The sequence below is a fragment of the Bradyrhizobium erythrophlei genome (assembly GCF_900129425.1).
GTDB lineage: Bacteria > Pseudomonadota > Alphaproteobacteria > Rhizobiales > Xanthobacteraceae > Bradyrhizobium > Bradyrhizobium erythrophlei_C.
On sequence record NZ_LT670817.1, the window covers coordinates 3,298,475 to 3,318,985 of the forward strand.

At 64.2% G+C, this 20,511-nt stretch carries 19 protein-coding genes; 7 read left to right on the plus strand and 12 right to left on the minus strand.

Translation table 11 applies throughout. From position 1 onward, the window contains the following. Window positions 1-14: 14 nt before the first annotated feature. The 6 genes from B5527_RS15580 (at window position 15) to B5527_RS15605 (ending at window position 6,410) form a co-directional block, all read left to right on the plus strand. The gene (locus B5527_RS15580; protein ID WP_079602272.1) at window positions 15-1,616 is read left to right on the plus strand and encodes a class I adenylate-forming enzyme family protein; all 1,602 of its coding nucleotides are present in this window, start codon (window positions 15-17) and stop codon (window positions 1,614-1,616) included. 59 nt (window positions 1,617-1,675) lie between these two features. Further along, window positions 1,676-2,272: a TolC family protein gene (locus B5527_RS15585; RefSeq protein WP_245332615.1), complete on the plus strand. Its 597-nt coding sequence runs from the start codon at window positions 1,676-1,678 to the stop codon at window positions 2,270-2,272. 148 nt (window positions 2,273-2,420) lie between these two features. Beyond that, window positions 2,421-3,074 carry a tetratricopeptide repeat protein gene (locus B5527_RS15590; protein ID WP_079602275.1) on the plus strand — a complete coding sequence of 218 codons (654 nt, stop codon included), beginning with the start codon at window positions 2,421-2,423 and terminating at the stop codon, window positions 3,072-3,074. Between the two features lie 33 nt (window positions 3,075-3,107). After that, window positions 3,108-3,701 (plus strand): hypothetical protein, encoded by a 594-nt coding sequence (locus tag B5527_RS15595; RefSeq protein WP_079607302.1) that lies wholly within the window; start codon window positions 3,108-3,110, stop codon window positions 3,699-3,701. A gap of 55 nt (window positions 3,702-3,756) precedes the next feature. Continuing rightward, entirely contained in the window at window positions 3,757-5,142 is a 1,386-nt protein-coding gene (gene der, locus B5527_RS15600) for a ribosome biogenesis GTPase Der (protein ID WP_079602276.1), read from the plus strand. A gap of 8 nt (window positions 5,143-5,150) precedes the next feature. Continuing rightward, window positions 5,151-6,410 carry a TCR/Tet family MFS transporter gene (locus tag B5527_RS15605; RefSeq protein ID WP_245332616.1) on the plus strand — a complete coding sequence of 420 codons (1,260 nt, stop codon included), beginning with the start codon at window positions 5,151-5,153 and terminating at the stop codon, window positions 6,408-6,410. Here B5527_RS15605 and B5527_RS15610 read toward each other — a convergent pair. From B5527_RS15610 to minC, 12 genes are all read right to left on the minus strand, one after another. Continuing rightward, on the minus strand, window positions 6,402-7,553 hold the full coding sequence (locus B5527_RS15610; RefSeq protein WP_154072866.1) for a hypothetical protein: 1,152 nt from the start codon (window positions 7,551-7,553) through the stop codon (window positions 6,402-6,404). The two genes, B5527_RS15605 and B5527_RS15610, sit on opposite strands and share 9 nt — an antisense overlap. Window positions 7,554-7,667: 114 nt before the next feature. Next, on the minus strand, window positions 7,668-8,408 hold the full coding sequence (locus B5527_RS15615) for an SDR family NAD(P)-dependent oxidoreductase (protein ID WP_079602281.1): 741 nt from the start codon (window positions 8,406-8,408) through the stop codon (window positions 7,668-7,670). 124 nt (window positions 8,409-8,532) lie between these two features. After that, complete coding sequence (gene purF / locus B5527_RS15620) at window positions 8,533-10,086, minus strand: amidophosphoribosyltransferase (protein WP_154072269.1); 1,554 nt, start codon at window positions 10,084-10,086, stop codon at window positions 8,533-8,535. A 23-nt stretch (window positions 10,087-10,109) separates the two neighbouring features. Continuing rightward, window positions 10,110-10,739, minus strand: coding sequence for a CvpA family protein (locus tag B5527_RS15625; protein WP_079602283.1), 630 nt, complete (start codon window positions 10,737-10,739; stop codon window positions 10,110-10,112). Window positions 10,740-10,898: 159 nt separating this feature from the next. Continuing rightward, window positions 10,899-12,377 carry a DNA repair protein RadA gene (radA, locus tag B5527_RS15630; RefSeq protein ID WP_079607304.1) on the minus strand — a complete coding sequence of 493 codons (1,479 nt, stop codon included), beginning with the start codon at window positions 12,375-12,377 and terminating at the stop codon, window positions 10,899-10,901. A gap of 112 nt (window positions 12,378-12,489) precedes the next feature. Then, entirely contained in the window at window positions 12,490-12,888 is a 399-nt protein-coding gene (locus tag B5527_RS15635) for a hypothetical protein (RefSeq protein ID WP_154072270.1), read from the minus strand. 387 nt (window positions 12,889-13,275) lie between these two features. Beyond that, window positions 13,276-14,004 carry a sulfite exporter TauE/SafE family protein gene (locus tag B5527_RS15640; RefSeq protein ID WP_079602287.1) on the minus strand — a complete coding sequence of 243 codons (729 nt, stop codon included), beginning with the start codon at window positions 14,002-14,004 and terminating at the stop codon, window positions 13,276-13,278. 213 nt (window positions 14,005-14,217) lie between these two features. Continuing rightward, a complete protein-coding gene (locus B5527_RS15645) occupies window positions 14,218-16,230 on the minus strand; it encodes a hypothetical protein (RefSeq protein ID WP_079602288.1) in 2,013 nt (670 codons plus the stop codon). 268 nt (window positions 16,231-16,498) lie between these two features. Further along, on the minus strand, window positions 16,499-16,822 hold the full coding sequence (locus B5527_RS15650) for a hypothetical protein (protein WP_079602289.1): 324 nt from the start codon (window positions 16,820-16,822) through the stop codon (window positions 16,499-16,501). Further along, a complete protein-coding gene (gene minE, locus B5527_RS15655; RefSeq protein ID WP_079602291.1) occupies window positions 16,819-17,103 on the minus strand; it encodes a cell division topological specificity factor MinE in 285 nt (94 codons plus the stop codon). The genes B5527_RS15650 and minE overlap by 4 nt, the downstream gene beginning before the upstream one ends. After that, window positions 17,103-17,918, minus strand: a complete 816-nt coding sequence (minD, locus tag B5527_RS15660) for a septum site-determining protein MinD (protein WP_079602292.1) — start codon at window positions 17,916-17,918, stop codon at window positions 17,103-17,105. Before minD ends, minE begins: the two co-directional genes overlap by 1 nt. A gap of 18 nt (window positions 17,919-17,936) precedes the next feature. Beyond that, window positions 17,937-18,629, minus strand: coding sequence for a septum site-determining protein MinC (gene minC, locus B5527_RS15665; protein WP_079602294.1), 693 nt, complete (start codon window positions 18,627-18,629; stop codon window positions 17,937-17,939). Window positions 18,630-19,246: 617 nt separating this feature from the next. On the opposite strand from minC, the gene B5527_RS15670 reads away from it, so the two are divergent. Continuing rightward, window positions 19,247-20,467, plus strand: a complete 1,221-nt coding sequence (locus B5527_RS15670; RefSeq protein ID WP_245332617.1) for an integrase core domain-containing protein — start codon at window positions 19,247-19,249, stop codon at window positions 20,465-20,467. The last annotated feature ends 44 nt before the right edge of the window (window positions 20,468-20,511 follow it).

The following is a 20,511-nucleotide window of genomic DNA, read 5'->3' on the forward strand; positions in this document are numbered from 1 at the left end:
AGGCGGCAGCGGCGATGGACTGGTCGCATTATTCCATCCCGGCGATGCGGCGCGAGGCGCGCTTCGGCGACCGCGTGGTGCCGGCGTTCTGCGAGCGGCCCAAAAACATCTGGGCGATGGTGTCGGATGCGGCGTTGAGAAATCCGGACGGCGAAGCGCTGGTCTGCGGCGACAGGCGGATGACATGGCGCGAGGTCGCGCAACAATCCGCTGACGTAGCGGCGGGGTTCCGGAGGATGGGTCTGCAACGCGGCGACCGTATTGCGCTATTGCTCGGCAACCGCGTCGAATTCGTGCTGGCGATGTTCGGTGCGGCACATCTCGGTCTGGTGACGGTGCTGCTCAGCACCCGCCAGCAAAAGCCTGAGATCGCCTATGCGCTTTCCGACTGCGGCGCCAGGCTCCTGATCCACGAGGCCACGCTTTCCGAGCGTCTGCCCGACGCGCGCGACATTCCCGATCTGCAGTACCGGATCCCGGTCGACGATGGCGAAAGCGCATCGAGGCTTTTCGATTCGACCGATAGCGCGCCTTGGCATGAGCCCGCCGATGTCGACGAAGAGGACACGGCGATGATCCTCTACACCTCCGGCACTACCGGGCGACCCAAGGGCGCGATGCTTGCGCATTGCAATGTCATTCATTCGGCCATGGTCTATGAAGCCTGCATGGCGCTGACGTCGGCGGACCGTTCGATCGCCGCGGTACCGCTCGGGCATGTCACCGGCGTGATCGCCAACATCATGTGCATGGCCCGTTGCGCGGGAACGTTGATCGTCGTCGCCGAATTCAAGGCTGCGGAGTACCTGAAAATCGCAGCGCGCGAACGCGTCACCCAGACCCTGATGGTGCCGGCGATGTACAATCTTTGCCTGCTGCAGTCGGACTTCGACTCCTACGATCTTCGCGCGTGGCGGATCGGGGGTTATGGCGGCGCGCCGATGCCGGTCGCCACCATCGAAAAGCTGGCCGTCAAGCTTCCCGGTTTGAAGCTGATCAATGCCTACGGTTCAACCGAGACCACGTCGCCGTCCACCATCATGCCGCCGGAGCTGACCGCCGCTCACATCGACAGCGTCGGCCTGCCGTGCCCGGGCGCGCAAATCATCGTGGTCGATGCCGACGGGCACGAACTGCCGCGCGGCGAGATCGGCGAAATCTGGACTCACGGCGGCTCGGTGATCAGGGGGTACTGGAACAATCCGAAAGCGACGGCCGAAAGTTTTACCGGCGGTTTCTGGCATTCCGGCGATCTCGGTTCGATCGACGCCGGGAATTTTGTCCGGGTATTCGATCGCCAGAAAGACATGATCAACCGCGGCGGGCTCAAGATTTATTCCGCCGAAGTCGAATCCGTGCTGGCGAGTCATCCCGCCGTGGTCGAGAGCGCCATCATCGCCAAGCCGTGCCCGGTGCTCGGCGAGCGCGTGCATGCCGTGATCGTGATCCGCGACGGCAGCGTGAGCGGCGAGACCTTGCGCGCGTGGTGCGCCGAGCGGCTCTCGGACTACAAGGTGCCGGAGACGATCGATCTCACCGCGGAGCCGCTGCCGCGCAATGCCAACGGCAAGGTGATGAAGCGGCAGTTGCGCGAGGTCTGGGCCGCAGCACAATGACCGCGAGTGATCGAGCCGCCTGGCGACGTAGGCGGGTTCCATCGTCCGCATGTCGCCTCGTGGAACTTCACCAACGATATTTTGCGGCCGAACACATCGCTGAGCCAGCCCGAGATCGTCAGTACGATGCCGTTGGCCCCAGCGTTTCGCTGCCGATTTTCTCGGGCGGGCGGCTGCGCAGCACGCTCGAATTGCGCGAAGCGCAGCAGCAGGAAGCTGCCACCACCTATCGCAAGACCGTGCTGCAAGCCTGGCACGACGTCGTCAACGCGCTGGTCGCCCACCGCCTCGAACAGAACCGCCGCGCCAGATTGCGGTCGCAGGCCGACCACTCCCGGGCCGCGCTCGAGCTCGCCCGCGCGCGCTACAATGACGGCGTGACTGAATTCCTCAACGTACTCGACGCCGAGCGGTCGCTGCTGGACGCAGACCAGCAATATGCCGCCAGCACCACCAACGTCTCGCTCGATCTGGTGCAGTTGTTCAAGGCGCTTGGTGGCGGCTGGGAAACGACGTTTCCTGACGTGCCGTCGGAGACCGCGGCGGTCCCCGTGCCCGGTATTGCCGTCGATGCAGCGATAGATACGCATTATCACGCCGAACCTGCGGGGATTCCGCCGGGGCCGGTTCAGGGGTCAGGCAGCCCGGGCCTTTGACCTTAAGCATGTCCCTGGTAACGCTTTGATCGGGCTGACTTTGCCTTGCCGTCGCCATATCACTAGGGTATCGCCGCGCTCACGGGGAATAAGCCTTTTGCGGGACCAGCGGATTTGGCGCGGTCCGTCGGGGATGGGATATCTTTAAGTGTCTGAATTATTTGATGAAGTAGACGAGGACGTCCGCCGCGATCAGCTCAAGCAGCTGTGGGACCGGTATTCGATCTACATCGTGGCCGGCGCGCTGCTGATTATCGCCGCGGTCGGCGGCTGGCGCGGTTACCAGTATCTGGAGGCGAAAAAGGCGGCCGAGGCCGGTGCTTCCTTCGACCACGCCGTCGAACTCTCCGAACAGAACAAGCATGCGGAGGCGGAAGCGGCCTTTACCGAGCTCGCCGCGAAGGCGCCGTCGGGATATCGCGTGCTGGCGCGACTGCATGCCGCAGCCGAAGCCGCGACTCGCGATCCGCAGGCGGCGGCAAAAATGTACGACGATATTGCTGCCGATCGCAGCGTCGGCACCGCCGAGCAGGATCTCGCCAAGATCCGCGCCGCCGGATTGCTGCTGGAAACATCAACCTATCCCAGCATGGTTGCGCGCCTTGAGCCTCTCACCGGGCCGGACTCGACTTTTCGCCATACTGCACGTGAGCTGCTGGCGCTCTCGGCCTGGCATGCCAACGATACGACAGCGGCGCGGCAGTGGCTGGATATGATCGCCAACGATGGCGAGACGCCGGCTAGCCTGCGCTCGCGTGCCGAGGCCCTGCAGGCCTTGCTACCGCCGGCCGCCAAGAGCTGACGGCAGGACAACGAGTTGACCGAGAAATCGACCATGCGCCGCTCGCAACGCCTGATTGCTGCCGCTGTCCTCATCGCGCTGTCGGGCGATCTGGCCGGCTGCTCCAGCAGCTTGAGCAATTTCGATCCGTCTGATCTGCTGGATTGGCTCGACACCAAGAAAAAGCTGCCGGGCGAACGCAAGCCGGTCTTCCCCGACGGCGTGCCGGGCCTCGAGCAGGGCGTGCCGAAGGAATTGTACAAGGGCAACGTCGAGCAGCAGCAACAACTCGATCAGAATCAGGCTGCTGCTGCGGCCGCCGCCGCTCCGCCAGCCGAGCCGGCGAAACCGAAACGCACCGCGAAATCCAACAGCAAACAGCCCGCGACAGCCGCCACCGAGCCTGCGCAGGACCCTGCGGCCGGGGCTGACCCTAACGCCGCGGCTGCGGAGGGCGGTGCCGCGGCAGCGCCCCCGGCTCCCAAGCCCAAGAAAATCGTCCGACGGCGCACCACCGCGCCGCCAACCGATCAAACCGCCGCGCAACCGGCGCAGCAGCCCTCACAACCGGCGCAGCCCGCGCAATCGCAGCAACAATCTGCCGCGCCATTCCCGGCGCCACTGCCGAGCGGCACCTTCGCGCGTTAGTTTCAGGTTTTCATTGCATTGACACGCGCTTTGTAAAAGGCGCACGGATCGCTTTATGTCCTTCACGATTGCCATTATCGGCCGGCCCAATGTCGGAAAATCGACGCTGTTCAATCGGCTGGTCGGGCAGAAGCTCGCGCTGGTTGACGACGAGCCCGGCGTTACCCGCGACCGTCGCGAAGGCGAGGCCCGTCTTGGCGATCTCGAATTCACCGTGATCGACACCGCGGGCCTCGACGAGGGCGCCAAGGGCTCGCTCACCGCGCGGATGCAGGAGCAGACCGAGGCCGCGATCGGTCTCGCCGACGCCCTGATGTTCGTAGTCGACGCCCGCGCGGGCCTCACGCCGAACGATCGCGCCTTCGCCGATTTTGCGCGCCGCGCCAACAAGCCGGTGGTGCTGGTCGCCAACAAGAGCGAGGGCAAGCAGGGCGATGCCGGCGCCATGGAAGCTTACGCGCTGGGCCTCGGCGAGCCGATCCAGATTTCGGCCGAACATGGCGAGGGGCTCAGTGATCTCTACGACTCGCTGCGCGCGCTGATGCCGGAGCCGGTCGACGAGGGCGAAGAGTTCGACGACGACGACGTCATCGATTCCGATGAGGACATTTCGAAGCGGCCGATCCGGGTGGCCATTGTCGGCCGTCCCAATGCCGGCAAGTCCACGCTGATCAACCATCTGCTCGGCGAGGAGCGGCTGCTGACCAGCGCCGAGGCCGGCACCACCCGCGATTCGATTTCCGTCGAGGTCAACTGGCAGGGCCGGGATTTTCGCGTGTTCGACACCGCGGGCTTGCGGCGGCGCTCGCGGATCGAGGAGAAGCTGGAAAAACTCTCGGTGGCGGACGCGCTGCGCGCGATCCGCTTCGCCGAGGTCGTGGTGCTGATGATGGACGCGCAGAACAAGTTCGAGGAACAGGACCAGCGCATCGCCGACCTGATCGAGCGCGAGGGCCGCGCGCTGGTAATCGCCGTCAACAAATGGGATTTGATGGGGCGGCATTCGAGCCTGATTTCGGCATTGCGAACCGACGCCGATCACCTGCTGCCGCAGGTCAAGGGCATGCCGATCGTTGCGGTATCCGGCCTGATGGGCGAGGGCATCGACCGGCTGATGAGCGCGGTCGAACAGGCCTACGCGGTATGGAACAGGCGCGTCCCGACGGCGTCCCTCAATCGCTGGTTCGAACAGGCGGTCGATGCCAACCCGCCGCCAGCGGTGTCGGGGCGGCGGCTGAAGCTGAACTACATCACCCAAGCCAAGGCGCGGCCGCCGAGTTTTGTTCTGTTCTGCTCGCGCGCCGACGCCGTGCCGCAATCCTATCTGCGTTACCTCATCAACTCCTTGCGTGAGTTTTTCGAGATTCCGGGTACGCCGGTGCGGATCAGCCTGCGCGAAAAGGCTAATCCGTTCGCCCATAAGCGCAAGCGGCCGTCGTGAGCGAAGGGGTGTCCGAGAGCGTTGTCGAAGCGCCCCAGGAAGCGCGCGCGGTGCGCGGCGGGGCGGTAGCCTTTATCTTCGTCACCATTCTCCTGGACATGTTCGCGCTCGGCATGATCATGCCGATCCTGCCCAAGCTCGTTGAAAGCTTTGTCGACAACGATACCGCGAGCGCGGCACGGATCTTCGGCCTGTTCGGCACCGCATGGGCGTTGATGCAGTTTTTCTTCTCGCCGATTCTCGGCGGCCTGTCGGATCGGTTCGGCCGGCGGCCGGTGGTGCTGTTGTCTAATTTCGGGCTCGCGCTCGATTACGTCCTGATGGCGCTGGCGCCGTCGCTGATCTGGCTTTTCGTCGGCCGCGTGATCTCGGGCATCACCTCGGCCAGCATCTCGACGGCATTCGCCTACATCGCGGATGTAACGCCGCCGGAACGCCGCGCGGCGGTGTTCGGCAAGATCGGCGTCGCGTTCGGCGCCGGCTTTATTCTTGGACCCGCGATCGGCGGCCTGCTCGGCGGCATGAATCCGCGACTGCCGTTCTGGGTCGCGGCGGGTTTGAGTTTTGCCAACACGCTCTACGGGCTGCTGATCCTTCCCGAGTCGCTGCCGCGCGACCGCCGCTCGCCGTTCCGCTGGAAAAGCGCCAATCCGCTGGGCGCCCTGCATCTACTGCGCTCCGACCGGGTACTCGCAGGCCTATCGGTGGTGACGTTTGTCGCGCAGCTCGCGCATGTGGTGCTGCCCTCGACGTTCGTGCTCTACGCGACCTATCGATATGGCTGGGATGCGACCACCGTCGGCCTGACGCTGGCCATGGTCGGGATCTGCGCGATGGCCGTGCAGGGAGCTGCTATCGAGCCGATCGTCCGGCGTTTCGGCGAGCGCCGCGCGCTGCTGCTTGGGCTCGGCTGCGGCGCCGTGGGCTTTCTGATTTTTGGTGCTGCGCCAAATGGTCCGCTGTTCTGGCTCGGGATTCCCGTGATGGCATTGTGGGGCGTTGCCGGTGCGGCGACGCAGGCGCTGATGACGCACTCGGTCGCGCCGGACCAGCAGGGCCAGTTGCAGGGCGCGACCTCGAGCGTGCAAAGCGTGTCCCAGCTGGTGGGACCGTTCCTGTTCACGCTGACATTTTCCTATTTCATCGGCGCGCAGGCTCCGCTGAAATTGCCGGGCGCGCCGTTCCTGCTGGCCTCGGCGCTGTTGGTGCTGGCGCTGGTGATCGCCGCGCGCACGCTCTCGCGCCGTGCGGCGGTGCGCTCAGCGTAGCGCGTCCGAGGTAAGCTTGAATTTCTGGATCCGCTTTCCGGTATCGACCTCGCCGGTATAGACATTGCCCTTGGCGTCCACCGCCATGGCGTGCACCCAGTGGAACTGCCCGGCGTTGCGGCCGTTGTGCCCAAAGCTGCCGACCACAGTGCCGTCGTCGCGCTTGAGCACCCGGATTTCATTGTTCTCGCCGTCGGCGCTCAGCAGATAGGTCTGCTTCGGATCGGGCCAGATCGCGACATCCCATACCGAGCCATTGCCGAGCGTGCTCTTCTCGTAGAACCACTCCTTTACGAAGCTGCCGTCCGTGTGGAACACCTGGATGCGGTCGTTGATGCGGTCGCAGACATAGACCAGACCGTCGTTGGTCACTTTCACGCAGTGCACGGGATTGCCGAACTGCTGCGACACCGGCGCCTTGGGATCATAAGCCGCCTGCTTGGCGTCATCAGGCTTGTTGCCATAGGCGCCCCAATGCCGCTTGTAGGCGCCCGTGGTGGCGTCGAACACGATGACGCGGTGGTTGCCGTAGCCGTCGGCGACATAGAGTTCGTTGGCGTCCTTGTCGTAGGTGGTCTCGGCGGGCTTGCCGAGCACGGTGGTGTCGTTGCTGCCCTTGCTCGGCCCGATCTTGCCGATCTGCATCACGAACTTGCCGTCCTCGGTGAATTTCAGAACCACATTGTCGGTATCGGCATTGCCGGTGAGCCAGACAAAACCCTTGTCGTCGACCTCGATGCCGTGTTCGCGGCCGACCCATTCATAGCCCTCGCCGGGGCCGCCCCACGAACGCAGGAGGTTGCCGTCGGTATCGAATTCCAGCACCGGCGGCGCCGAAACGCAGCATTTCGAGCGCGGCGGCGTCAGTGACGCACCCTTCTCGTCGTCGGTCAGTGAGCGCGGGCGGTGGAAGACCCAGATGTTTCCCTTTGAATCGGTGGTGATGCCGCCGACCTGACCGATAATCCAGTTGTTCGGCAGCGGCTTCGGCCAGGAGGGATCGACCGCAAAGGTCGGGACGTCGCCGGCATGCGCGGCGCGCGAAAACGTGGCCGCGGCGATCAGAACAGCCGCCGCGATGCAAACGGAAATGGTTTTGGCGAGATTGGCGGCGATACGTATCTGTCGACCGCGATGTGGCATCGGCGTCATGGGCGTCCTCCCCGCATTTTTGGCCTTGCGGTTTTTCCCGCTTGGGGCGCAGTGAATAGAGGGGACGCGCAGGAGTCAATTGCGCGGGAAGCGCAATGCGGTGCGTCACGCCGGCGCGCGAAAGCTCATCAAGGTGCGGCTCGGGTAATCATAAAACTTGCCGGTCTCAGACCAATCCGGTGCGCACATCGGCACGATGAATTCCGCGGCCTGTTCGGGCGTGTCGAGCGTCAGCGGGTCTTCGCCGGGAAACACGGTGGCGCGCATGCGGGTGCGGATTGGGCCGGGGTTGAACAGGTTGACGCGAACCGGTGTGGTCGCCGTCTCGTTGGCCCACACCCGTACCAGCGTTTCCAGCGCGGCCTTCGACGCCGCGTAGGGGCCGAGATAGCCAAGCGCCTTGTTGGCGGCGGCCGAGGTGACGAACACCGCGCGGCCGGCATCGGATTTCTTCAACAGCGGCTCCATGCAGCGGATCAGCTGGAAATTCGCCGTGACATTGATCGCCATCACCTCGTTCCACGGTTTCAGCTCGATATGGCCGAGCGGTGAAGAGGGCCCGGCCACTCCGGCATTGCCGACGAGAATGTCGAGCTTGCCGTGGCGTTCATGCAGCGCCGCGCCGAGCCGGGCGATGCCGTCGAAGTCGGTGAGATTGAGCGGCACCAAAGTGGCGCTGCCGCCGTCCTGCCGGATCTCGTCGTCGAGCTCCTCGAGGCCGCCTTGCGTCCGCGCCACCGCCACCACATGCGCGCCGGCTTTTGCCAGCGCCCGCGCGGTGGCATAGCCGATGCCGCGCGAGGCGCCGGTGACGAGAGCGATACGGGAGGCGAGGAGTTTTGTCATGGCCAGTCAATTCCGGAGCTACATAGGCGGTGTCATACGGGCTTGACCCGCGTATCCACCGCCTTGGCAAGAGAATTTCATGAGACGATGGATTGCCGGGTCAAGCCCGGCAATGACGAGCCCGTCAGCTCGCCTCCGCCAGCAGCGACAATTGCCGAGGTTGTGGCTCGACCTGGGTCTGGTCGGTGAGGTGGGTCGGGTAGGCGCCGGTGAAGCAGTGATCGGAAAATTTTGGATTGGCGGGATCGCGGCCGGGCTCGCCCATGGCGCGATACATGCCGTCAATCGACAGGAACGCCAATGAGTCGGCGCCGATGATTTCGCGCATTTCCTCCAGGCTGTGGGTCGCAGCGAGCAGTCCGCCACGGTCCGGCAGATCGATGCCATAATAGTCGGGATGAATGATCGGGGGTGAAGCCAGCCGGAAGTGGACCTCGCGCGCGCCGGCGTCGCGCATCATGCGCACGATCTTCCTCGAGGTGGTGCCGCGCACCAGCGAATCGTCAATCAGGATGATGCGCTTGCCCTCGATCGCGGCGCGGTTGGCGGAATGCTTCATCCGCACCCCTAATTCGCGCACGCTTTGGGTCGGCTGAATGAAGGTGCGGCCGACATAATGGTTGCGGATGATGCCGAGTTCGAACGGCACCCCGGAATGCTGGCTGTAGCCGACGGCTGCGGGGACGCCGGAATCCGGCACCGGCACCACGACGTCGACGTCGACGTGGCTTTCGCGCGCGAGCTGGGCGCCGAACGCCTTGCGGACTTCATACACCGATCGCCCGCCGACGATGGAATCCGGCCGCGAGAAGTAGATGTATTCGAAAATGCAGGGCCGCGGCGGTTTCGGCGGAAACGGCTTGTGGCTTTGCGCGCCGCGCTCATCGAACACAACGACTTCGCCGGGCTCGACGTCTCGGACATATTTAGCGCCGATGATGTCGAGCGCGCAGGTTTCCGACGTGAGAATCGGGCAGCCGTCGAGTTCGCCCAACACCAGCGGGCGAATGCCGAGCGGATCGCGCGCGCCGATCAGCTTCTTGTTGGTGAGCGACACCAGCGAATAGGCGCCCTCGATCGCCTGCAGCGCCTCGATGAAGCGGTTGATGAAGCGCGGGCGCTTGGACTGCGCCACCAGATGCAGGATGACTTCGGTGTCGGTGGTGGATTGCATCATGGCGCCGTTGCGCACCAGTTCGCGGCGCAGCGTCAGCCCGTTGGTGAGATTGCCGTTGTGGCCGACCGCGAAGCCGCCGGCGTTGAGTTCGGCGAACAAGGGCTGCACGTTGCGCAGGATGGTGGCGCCGGTGGTGGAGTAGCGGACATGGCCGATCGCGGCGTTGCCGGGCAGCCGTTCGATCACCTCGCGGCGGGAGAAGGTGTCGCCGACGAGGCCGAGCCGGCGCTCGCTATGAAATCGGCTTCCGTCGAAGGAGACGATGCCGGCGGCCTCCTGGCCGCGATGCTGAAGCGCGTGCAGGCCGAGCGCGGTGATGGCGGCGGCTTCGGGGTGGCCGAAGATGCCGAACACGCCGCATTCCTCGCGCAGAGTGTCGCCGTCCAAATCGGAATCTTCCAAGCCGGAATCTGCGGGATCAGGCAGGTCGGGGTTGAAATCGCAGTGCGCGTCGGGATCAGGTTGGGCGGCAAGATCGGAAGGGCTCTGTATCTTGTCCATCTCGCCTCTCTTTTGGCCTGGTATCAATGCGTTGCCGGCTTCTCGATCAGCTTTTTCAGGCTGTCGCGGGCAGGCTTGGTGTAGCCGTCACCGGCAGCCGGCGCCGCCGGGTCGATGTCAGTTTGTTCGTCGTCGGGTTTGTTCTTCTTGAATCTCTTCAAGATGGTGTTCTCGGGGTCGTCAGGCAAGAGCGACATCAGCCATTCGCCGGTTCCCTGCAGCACCATCCGGGATTTCGCCCCGGTCACCCAGTCGGGCCGCTGCTTGTCCGGCACCAGCCAGATGAAGAATTGGTAAGCCACCACGACGATCAGCAGGCCGCGCGCCAGCCCGAACAGGAAGCCGAGCGTGCGGTCAAGCGCGCCGATCCGGGAATCCAGGATCATGTCGGAAATCCGCACCGTGATCACGGAGACCACGATCAGGGTGCCGATGAACACGCCGGCGACCACGACCACGGCCGCAACGGTGTCGTTGTTGAAATAGCTCTTGGCGGTCGGCAGCAGCTTCGAGAACGCGTAGAGCGTTACCAGCGCCGCGGCGCCCCACGCCGCGATCGACAGGATCTCGCGCATGAAGCCGCGCACCATCGCGAGCAGGCCGGAGACGAGCATCACCGCAAGCAAAGCGAGATCGAGGATCGTTATCGGCATCGGCTGGTCAGGTCCGCTCGTAAACTCAAAAACCGCGAATCGGCGTGTCGGTGCCGTTCTAAGTGACGGGGATATGGCACGTCCCGCAAGGCCGGAATTTGTGCCATCAAGCCCTGCGCGCGTTGTATAGCGGCGAGGGCGGGTAAGGTCACGCCCGGCTTAAGCTTTTTGAGGCCGGAATCTCGCGGGTGTGGCATTTTTCTCCACTGCGGCGTCGTCACGGTTTCCGCCCTGATTTCGGTCCTGATTTCCCCTGGGATTGCCGCGCGCGGCGATATCCGCGACCAGGCTGGTCAATCCGCCGACGGTATTGAGCACCATGCCTGCATCGCCGCCGCTCTCGCCCCGGGCCGATTCGGGCAGCACGGCGCGGCCGAAGCCGAGTTTGGCGGCTTCCTTGAGCCGGGCCGAGGTCTGCGCCACCGGCCGCACTGCGCCAGACAGGGAAATCTCGCCGAAATACACCGCGTCGGTCGGCAAGGGCGCATTCACCAGCGACGACACCAGCGCAGCGGCGGCGGCAAGGTCGGCCGCGGGCTCCTGGATGCGCAGGCCGCCCGCCACGTTCAAATAAACGTCATGGCCGGACAGCTTGACGCCGCAATGGGCCTCCAGCACCGCCAGCACCATCGACAGTCGGCTCGGATCCCAGCCGACCACCGCGCGGCGCGGCGTGCCGAGCGAGGTCGGCGCCACCAGCGCCTGCAATTCCACCAGCACCGGGCGCGTGCCCTCGATCCCCGCAAATACCGCCGTCCCCGGACTGCCGAGGTCGCGTTCCGATAGGAACAACTCGGAAGGATTGGAGACCTCGCGCAGGCCGAGGCCGGTCATCTCGAATACGCCGATCTCGTCGGTCGGACCGAACCGATTCTTGACAGCGCGCAGGATACGGAATTGCTGCGAGCCTTCGCCTTCGAACGACAGCACCGCGTCCACCATGTGCTCGACCACGCGCGGTCCGGCGATCTGGCCGTCCTTTGTCACATGGCCAACCAGGATGATGGCGGCACCGGATTTCTTGGCAAAGCGGATCAGCGCCTGCGCCGAGGCGCGCACCTGAGTCACCGTACCCGGCGCCGACTCGACGGTGTCGGTCCACATGGTCTGGATCGAATCGATCACGATCAGGCGCGGCACTGCGCCCTCGGACAGCGTCGAGACGACGTCCTCGACGGACGTCTCCGCCGCAAGCTGCACCGGTGCGTCAGCGAGGCCGAGCCGCTCGGCGCGCAGCCGCACCTGCGCCACCGCCTCTTCGCCTGAAATATAGACTGCGCGATGTCCGGCCCGCGCCATCAGGGAGGTAGCCTGTGTCAGCAGCGTCGACTTGCCGATGCCGGGATCGCCGCCGACCAGCAGCACCGAGCCCCTGACAAAGCCACCGCCGGTGACGCGATCGAGCTCGGCCATCCCGGAGGGCAGGCGAGGGGCTTCAACGCTCTTTCCGGTCAGGCTTTCCAGCGCGAACAGCCGGCCCTTGCGCCTGCTGCGGATCGAGACCGGCATTGAGGTTGCGCCGGTGGTATCCTCCTCGGCCAGCGTGTTCCATTCGCCGCAGGATTCGCACTTGCCCTGCCAGCGGTTATACGCCGCGCCGCAGTTCTGGCAGACAAAGGAGAGGGTGTTTTTGGCCATGGGATGAATCGCCGCCGGGTTGATTGCGGGCGCTTCATAGCATGGAAATCCCAAGAGATTGACTATTTGTTCCTATTTTGTTCCTAGGGCCGGTGTTCCGTTGCGCCCCGGTTCACCCGGCCTTCAACGGGACCGGGCGATAATTCTGCTTTTCGCAGTCGTCGATCATGACCGATATTCTCGCCCCCTTGTAATCGTTGTTATCGAAGAACACGGCATAAGTACCGACCCGCCTGTATTTCGCGTCGACCCCGCGTATGCACAACACGAACCGGCCGGGACCGTGATCGGTTTGGCGCAAGTCTGACCTCTCTATCGGGCCGGTGAGTTTCTCTTCCGCCGTGGCTTTCTTGATCCCTTCGGCGGCGGCAGCCTCCGTGGGCATGGAAGGAGGCACATAAACCGGGATCGGCAACTCCACGTCAGGGGCGCACGCCGCGAGCGTGAAACAAACAAGCACCAGTGCGCCGCGCAGCTTGCGAGGAAGTCCGTAACATCCGACCGCCATCAACAGGCCAAGCCGGGTGAGCCAGGACAGTGGGGCTTGAACACGGACAATGCCGGCCGATTCATGAATGCTGAAGGCAAAGACAGAAACAGGCCATCATTGATGTTCGGGCAGTCGCGCCAATCGCTACCGGTGTTATCGATCGGGAAGCGATTTTCGCGCAGGGGCGAGGTCAATTCCCGACCATAGCGGACCGCCTGTGTTTGTCCTTACAATGGCAGGCACGCCGCGAAGCGTTCAAACCTCTGTGCTCCCAACAGCGAGGCGCTTCATTTTTTCGAGGCGCGCTCGAACTCGGGGATGATGGGCGTTACAGCGAATTGGAAACTTCACCAACTGCTGTTCAAAAGGGATGTAAAGTCGGCAACAATTGTCCGCGGCATCCGACCGCTAAGGTGACTGCGCCGCATTCCACAGCATGGAAAGCCCCGCCACCAGCATGATCGCGTCCATGACTAGCCGAAACATTTCCGGCTCAAGCCTCAGCACAAAACGCTTGGCGATGAAGGCGCCGGACATCAGCGACGCGCCGGCGATCAGGCCCTGCAGCGCGACGTCTGGGCTCAGCGCGCCGAAGCGCTGGAAGGTGATCGATTTGCTCACGTAAAGCCCGAGCGAGCTGGCCGCTTCGGTGGCGAGAAACGCGCCCCTGCTGAGGCCGTAGAACAAAAACAGCGGCACGCTCAACGGCCCGGTCGAGACCACGATGCCCGTGATGTAGCCGATCACGGCGCCGCCGACGGCGAGATGCCAAAGCCTGATCTTGAGATCGTGCCGGGCGAGCCAGTGCCGCGCCGGCACCATCGCGATCAGAAACAGGCCGATCGAGATATCGACCGCGCGCGACGGCAGCACCAATAATGTGCGGGCACCCAGCGCCGCGGCCGGAATGCCGGGAATCGAATAGGCGGCGCAGGCGCGCCAGTCGACTTCGCGCCACCAGGCCAGGATGCGCGACAGGTTGGCCATCACGGCGGCGATCGCCATGATCGGCACCGCCTGCTTCGGTCCGTATTGATAGACCAGGACCGGCATCAGCATGATCGACGCGCCGGTGCCGACGATGCCGCTGATGGTACCGGCGGCCAGCCCGACCGCCAGGACGAAGAGGAAATTCAAGGGTCTCGTCTCCGCGAATCGGGCTGGGGGATTTTCATCGTGAGAGTATGACCCGAAACGCGGCCGACAAGGAGTAGCGTGCCGATCCGGCTCATGCGGTCCGCACCAACGGCACTCTGATCAGGGCGCTAACAGCCGGTGCGGTGTCGCTCGCTCTCTGCGATCCTGCCGTCCACCGTTCGCAGACTTTCCCGACTCCTCTGCCACTAACCGCTAGGCGTGCGTCGGCCAGTGCCGTTCGCGGAACCATGTGCGGTAGTCCGACATCTTGGCGCGCTGCAGCTGCGGCGCATGCCGCTTGCACGTCGACGCCTCCTCGCTGTTGGCAGCAGCGCCCCAGCGCAGCTCGACGCAGTCGTTCGGGTTGTAGGCCATCTCGAAATCCGTCGCCCGATCGACCACGTCCTTGAGGGACAGAGTCCACTGCGAGCCGTCGCTGCGCGTATAGGATAATTTGCGCGAGGCCAGCTCCGAGGCCAGCACGCCCTGCAATTCGTTCTTCATGTCCGCGACGCTCTTGCCGCCCGGCATCGCGTAGCGCTGCGAGCGCCGCGCGAAGCGGTCGGGAAATCCCCGCACCACATCGATCGCGATCAGCAGGCGGAAGTCGCGTGCCGGGGTGGAGTAATCTTCCCAGGCGCCGGTGGTCTCGAAGATCGAGGCGCCGTCCGGCATCGCGGTGTCGCCGGTCTGCTTCTCCTGATATTTTCGTCCGTTTTCGACCGAGGTGACGCGCGTCTTGACCTGCTCGTTGAGGCTGGTGATGGCGTCCGTCATAGCCCGCACCGGATCGAGCGGCTCGGGCGACATCACGTCATCCATGCGATCGTAGAAATCCTCCGCGCTCATCTGCGACTGCTCGAGTGAAAAATCGCCGTACTGCGGATTTTTGCCGATTTCGGCGTTGCTCAGCCGCCGCAATGGACCGTTTTTGTCGCGCAGGATCGGCCGGAAGTGCTTGAAGCCGGGGCTGCCGAGCGCGGGCTCGTGCACGAACAGGAAATTGCCGCGCCAGAATCGCTTGCGCGTGATTGATCCGTCGGGCTCCGCGTCGACGGCGAGGAAGACGCCCGGCGTGCCGTTCTGTTCCGGCACGAGATGCACCAGCATCAGCACGTGGCCATAGGGGTCGGCGTAGACCGTCCCCGGGCGTAGCGCCTGTTGTGTCAGCGGGACGGTGTAGAAATCGGTGTTGTCGTCGCTCGCCGGCACCCGCACGGCGCCGGTATGGACGACGTCGCCGACGTCCCGCAAATATTCGCCGAACGTGGTCGGGCGCTTCGGCTTCGGCGGCGGCGGATTCGCAGGCGGATTGGCCAGCGGGTCGACCGGCGGCGGGGACCGCGAAAACAGCCCCAGCAGGGTTGGCGTTGGCGGGGGTGGCGTGGCGGCGACAGGGGTGGCCGATGCGATGTCCTGCTCGGGCGGCGGGGCCGGACGGGTCAGTTCGGGGTGCTCGATGTCGAACCACTGGTAGCATTTGGGCGGCTTGCCTGCGAAGCCGCGCGAGCAATTCGAATAGCCGAACGGCAGCCCCATCTTGTATGCAAAATAGGCGCGCAGGAAGTAGACGAAGTCGGCGCAGTCCGGGCGAAGGCCCATCGTCACGTTGTCTTCGCCGCGCCCCAGATAGTTGAACAGGAAATTGCGCGATCGGTCGCGCAGCACTTCATGCCAGACCTTCCAGGACAGATCCTGGTCGGGCGGCGCGTCGAACAGCTTCTCGATCCAGGCCGAGAACAGGGCTTCGCTCGTGCTGTTCCAGCTATTGCGCACCTGCCAGAAGCTTCCCGACGGCGTGCGCAGAGGCTCCGGCTTGCGGGCGCTGACGACGATGTCGCGGGTGATCGGGCTGCATCCCGCCGGTGCCTGGTCGCGCGCCAGCGTCGCGCGCCAGGTGCCCGCGGCCGGCGCGGCCACCTCGGCGAACCAGGAATAAGGCTGCCCGCCGTGCCGGTCGGGTGATTTGGCCGCCACGCTTCCGTCGGGCGCGATCAGCGACAGCACGCCCTCGATCGGCTTTTCGGCGACGACCATGACGCGCAGCGGCGCGCCCTTCCACGGCGCCAGCGGCGAGGGCAGGACCGTGACCTCGGCCGCGTCTCCGCAGGTGTCGGATGCCGCCTCCGCCGGTGAGCCCAGTGCCGAGAAAAGCAGGATGAAAAATCCGCCTGCGATCAGCAACAAAGCCGTCGCAGCAGCAGCAAACCGGCGCGCGAGAAGCATTTGAATCATGACCTTACTGGCGTGCCCCGGAACTGCCTGTGGCCCTGCCAGCGGGGGCCGGACAGCACGATACCGAATTAGCAGACATCAGTCAGCGAATTTGAGGGCGATTTTGCGGCCCGCCGATCGTTCCGTCGATGCCGCTTGCGCCGGTTCCGGGTCAAAAACGCCGGTTTGGCGGCCGGCCGGCCGCTTCCGCTCCATCCGATAACCGGACTTCCCTCGGCATGTCGCCGGGGCCCCGCGAGTCCGGGAACCCTGGCGGTCCTCAGGCGTCGCGCCCCGCCTGGCCTTTCGCCCGCCCGCCGATAACGCGCCGGTGCGGGGTATTCCAACTGCTCCAGCTCACGTTGGCCAGACTTTGAAGGTCGGTTGCCACGGGCCGCTTGGTACGCCTCTCATGGGCGGCGATGTGCCGCTCGGATTCCGCGATCTTCCGCTTCAGGGCGGCTATGGTTTTTTGCGTCTGGCCGCTCGAACCGGTGGACTGGCCAACCGTAAACCGGGCGGTTTCCAGCGCCTTGACGGCGTCACGGTTCTTCTTGAGCTGAACCCTGTGCCAGGCGATGTTGCTGTTGCTGTCTGCAATCATCTGGCGGCCGCCACGAGCGATTTTTCGACGCCGTTGGGCACTTCAATATCGACTTCAAGCGTCGATACATGCTTGCCCCTCTCCATCCTGACGATGACTTTTTCCGGATCGAGCACGACATGCCGCGAGACCACGGAAAGGATCTCTGCCCGCAGCAGTCCCAACAATTCAGGCTGGCCGCGCAAGCCGCGTTCATGCGCCAGGAGTATCTGCAGGCGTTCCCGTGCAACAGGCGCGGAAGCAGTGCGGCCGCTGATGAGCCGCAGCAGATTCAGGTTCATCATGCCGCCCTCCGTCCCAGTAATCGGTTCATCAAGCCCTTGCGTTCGACCGGCACCATCATGGTGACAGTTTCACCCATCAGACGACGCACCGCGTCGGTGTAGGCGCGGGCCGGCGCGCTGGCGGCGTTGTTCAGAGTAACCGGTGATCCGACGTTCGACGCACGCAGAACGTCCTGGCTCTCGGGAATGATGCCAAGCAGCGGCGTGGCAAGGATTTCAAGGATATCCTCGATGCTGAGCATTTCCCCCCGTGACGCGCGCGCCGAGTCGTAGCGTGTGATCAGCACATGCTTCTCTACCCGCTCGCCCCTTTCCGCCTTCACGGTCTTTGAATCGAGCATACCGATGATGCGGTCGGAGTCGCGTACCGACGAGACCTCGGGGTTGGTAACGATCACCGCCTCGTCCGCATAACGCATCGCCAGCGTCGCGCCGCGCTCGATGCCCGCCGGACTGTCGCAGAGGATCCAGTCAAATTTGGTTCGCAGGTCGGCGATAATGCGCCCGACACCCTCGTCCGTCAGGGCATCCTTGTCCCTGGTCTGGGAGGCCGGAAGCAACCACAAATTCTCCAACCGCTTGTCGCGAATCAGAGCCTGCGAGAGTTTTGCAACGCCCTGGACCACATTGATGAGGTCGAACACAACCCGTCGTTCCGCCCCCATGACAAGGTCGAGGTTGCGCAGCCCGACGTCGAAGTCGACGACCACCACCTTTTCTCCCGCTTGCGCGAGCCCCGCACCGAGCGCGGCTGTGGAAGTTGTCTTTCCGACGCCACCTTTGCCGGACGTCACGACCAATACTTTGGCCATTCATGCCTCCTTTGCCGATTAATTCAGTGGTGAAATTCTCATGATATCGCCATCGAGCCACGCCTGAGCAGGCCGATTGCGCAGGGTAGCGCCGATGTCTTCCGCAGTCCGATAGTAGCCGTCGATAGCCAGCAGCTCGGCCTCGATTTTCTGACAATAAATCCGCGCGGCTGAATTGCCGTTGACGCCCGCCATCGCGCGGCCGCGAAGCGTTCCGTAGACATGGATGGAGCCCCCGGCGACAATCTCCGCGCCGGAACCGACCGAACCCACCACCGTCACATCGCCTTCGGCGAAAACAATCGACTGCCCGGAGCGCACCGGGCTGTCGAGCAGCAGCGACATCGGTTTCGGTTTGGCTTCAGGCTTTTTCGGTTCATTCTGGGTGAGCATGCAGGAGCGTCCGCCGGTCAGCAAAGGCGGCATGCTCGTAGTGACGAGAGCGGCATCCACCCCCTCGATACCGAGGACGCGAATATTGCGTTGTTCGAGGCTTGCGACGAGGTGCGCGATAGCAGGTTGGCTGAGGTCCACGGCAGACAGGTCAAGCACCACCGGCTTGCCGACGAAAAAGCCGGGCGACCGGGCGAGCGTTGCGTCTATTTCTTCAAGCCAGCCAACGATCGGAACCACAGGGCTAAACACAAACGCAACGTAGGAGCGGCCGCGCATTCTAACCAATTGACCTGTCGGCGCCGCAGATGCGTCCATGGTGATCGACTCGCCTTTCCTTATTGAATGGTTAAATATCGGCGGCCTCGGTTAACGGTTGGTTAATGGCCCCGATGTCCCGGTTAAGAACCTCGACTTCGGCCCAGAGCCACGCCCTTGAACCTAGAGGGCGTGGGGAATGCCGGGCGCGGTTCACCTCGCCCCGCTTGCGGGGAGAGGTCGGATCGCATCGCAGATGCGATCCCGGTGAGGGGGACTCTCAACGAGTCGAACTCGCGGAGCGAGCCCCTCACCCCACCCTCTCCCCGTGAAGAACGGGGCGAGGGAGCGCACCGCCGTTGCCGGGACATCGAGCCCAATCCATCTATCTTTAATTCCAGACACACCTTCGCATTCTCGCGGCGCGATTTCGCCCGGGCTTTTGCAGGAAATAGCCACCCTCGAAAACAGAGGCACACTCCACCTCCACCTCGACCTCGCCCCGCTCGCGGGGAGAGGTCGGCGCGAAGCGCCGGGTGAGGGGGACCCTCCGCGAGTCGGACTCGTTGGGTACGGACCGGATAGATTCCCGACATTTTAGACCGGGATGATTCCCGACAGGTTTCAGAATGCGCCGGAGGGAGGACCCTTCGATGCCATTTAGTGAGACCGGTCGGATGGAAGAGCGTATTCGGATGTTTTTGGAGTACGAGAGCGGGAACTGGAGCGTATCGGAGGTGTGCCGGCGCTACGGGATTTGCCGCGACACGTTTTACGAATGGCGCAAGCGGAAAGAGAGCGGCGATCCGGCCTGGTTTCAGGACCGCTCGCATGCGCCCTTGCAGTGTTGGCAGACCACGAACGGTGCGATTGCAGAGAAGGTGATCGCGGCGCGGCGGCGATTTCCGTATCTGGGGCCGCGCAAGCTGTTGGCGGTGCTTGATCGGGATGCCCCCGAGATCGCCTGGCCTGCCGCCTCGACGATCGGGGACATTCTCAAGCGCGCAGGCTTGGTCTCGCCGGTGAAGCGGCGCCGTCGCCCGCTCGACCAGCGGCGGCCCTGCACGCCGGTGACGAGCGCCAATGATGAGTGGAGTACGGACTTCAAGGGCTGGTTTCGCACCCGCGACCAGCGGCGGATCGATCCCTTGACGGTAGCAGACAGTCACAGCCGTTTTCTGATCGAACTCCGCATTGTCGCCCCCACTATTGAGGGCGTTCGCCCCTGTTTTGAACGGGCTTTCCGTGAGCATGGCCTGCCGCTTGCGATCCGCTGCGACAATGGTTCGCCGTTCGGCTCGCGTGGCCCGGGCGGTCTCACCCGGCTGTCGGCCTGGTGGATGAAGCTCGGCATCACACCGCACTTCATCCATCCCGCCTCGCCGCAGGAGAATGGCCGACACGAGCGCATGCACCGCACGCTGAAGGCACAGACCTCGGTCCCGCCAGCCAGCAACGCACCCGAGCAGCAGGCCCGCTTTGACATGTTCCGAAAGCATTACAACGAGGAACGTCCGCACGAAGCGCTGGACCAACGGCCGCCGGCAGAGTTCTACAGCCGCTCCCCGCGCACCATGCCGCCGCGCGCGGAAGATCCCTGGTACGACGCCGATCATCAGGTCCGTCGCGTCCGCGGCAACGGCGAGATCAAATGGAAAGGCGAGTTTGTATTCATCGGTGAAGCGCTGGTGGATGAACTTGTTGGCGTTGCTGAGCTCGAGACCGGTGACCACATCGTGCGCTTCTGCGATCTGGACATCGGCCTCATCGATCGCCGCGGCCTGTTCACCCGGTTCGCTCCGCTTCGTGAGCGGCTCCGCGACCCGGGTGAACAGGCCGCTCAACCCAAACTGTCGGGGATCATGCCGGTCCAAAGTGTCGACAATCATGCCGGTTGAACCTTGAGCGAGCCCCTCACCCCAACCCTCTCCCCGTGAAGAAC

Coding starts and splice junctions, on each gene's coding strand:
- B5527_RS15580 (WP_079602272.1), top strand. CDS start 15: ATGGACTGGTCGCATTATTCCATCCCGGCGATGCGGCGCGAGGCGCGC.
- B5527_RS15595 (WP_079607302.1), top strand. CDS start 3,108: ATGCGCCGCTCGCAACGCCTGATTGCTGCCGCTGTCCTCATCGCGCTG.
- der (WP_079602276.1), top strand. CDS start 3,757: ATGTCCTTCACGATTGCCATTATCGGCCGGCCCAATGTCGGAAAATCG.
- B5527_RS15610 (WP_154072866.1), bottom strand. CDS start 7,553: ATGCCACATCGCGGTCGACAGATACGTATCGCCGCCAATCTCGCCAAA.
- B5527_RS15615 (WP_079602281.1), bottom strand. CDS start 8,408: ATGACAAAACTCCTCGCCTCCCGTATCGCTCTCGTCACCGGCGCCTCG.
- purF (WP_154072269.1), bottom strand. CDS start 10,086: ATGGACAAGATACAGAGCCCTTCCGATCTTGCCGCCCAACCTGATCCC.
- B5527_RS15625 (WP_079602283.1), bottom strand. CDS start 10,739: ATGCCGATAACGATCCTCGATCTCGCTTTGCTTGCGGTGATGCTCGTC.
- radA (WP_079607304.1), bottom strand. CDS start 12,377: ATGGCCAAAAACACCCTCTCCTTTGTCTGCCAGAACTGCGGCGCGGCG.
- B5527_RS15645 (WP_079602288.1), bottom strand. CDS start 16,230: ATGCTTCTCGCGCGCCGGTTTGCTGCTGCTGCGACGGCTTTGTTGCTG.
- B5527_RS15650 (WP_079602289.1), bottom strand. CDS start 16,822: ATGATTGCAGACAGCAACAGCAACATCGCCTGGCACAGGGTTCAGCTC.
- minE (WP_079602291.1), bottom strand. CDS start 17,103: ATGAACCTGAATCTGCTGCGGCTCATCAGCGGCCGCACTGCTTCCGCG.
- minD (WP_079602292.1), bottom strand. CDS start 17,918: ATGGCCAAAGTATTGGTCGTGACGTCCGGCAAAGGTGGCGTCGGAAAG.
- minC (WP_079602294.1), bottom strand. CDS start 18,629: ATGGACGCATCTGCGGCGCCGACAGGTCAATTGGTTAGAATGCGCGGC.
- B5527_RS15670 (WP_245332617.1), top strand. CDS start 19,247: ATGGAAGAGCGTATTCGGATGTTTTTGGAGTACGAGAGCGGGAACTGG.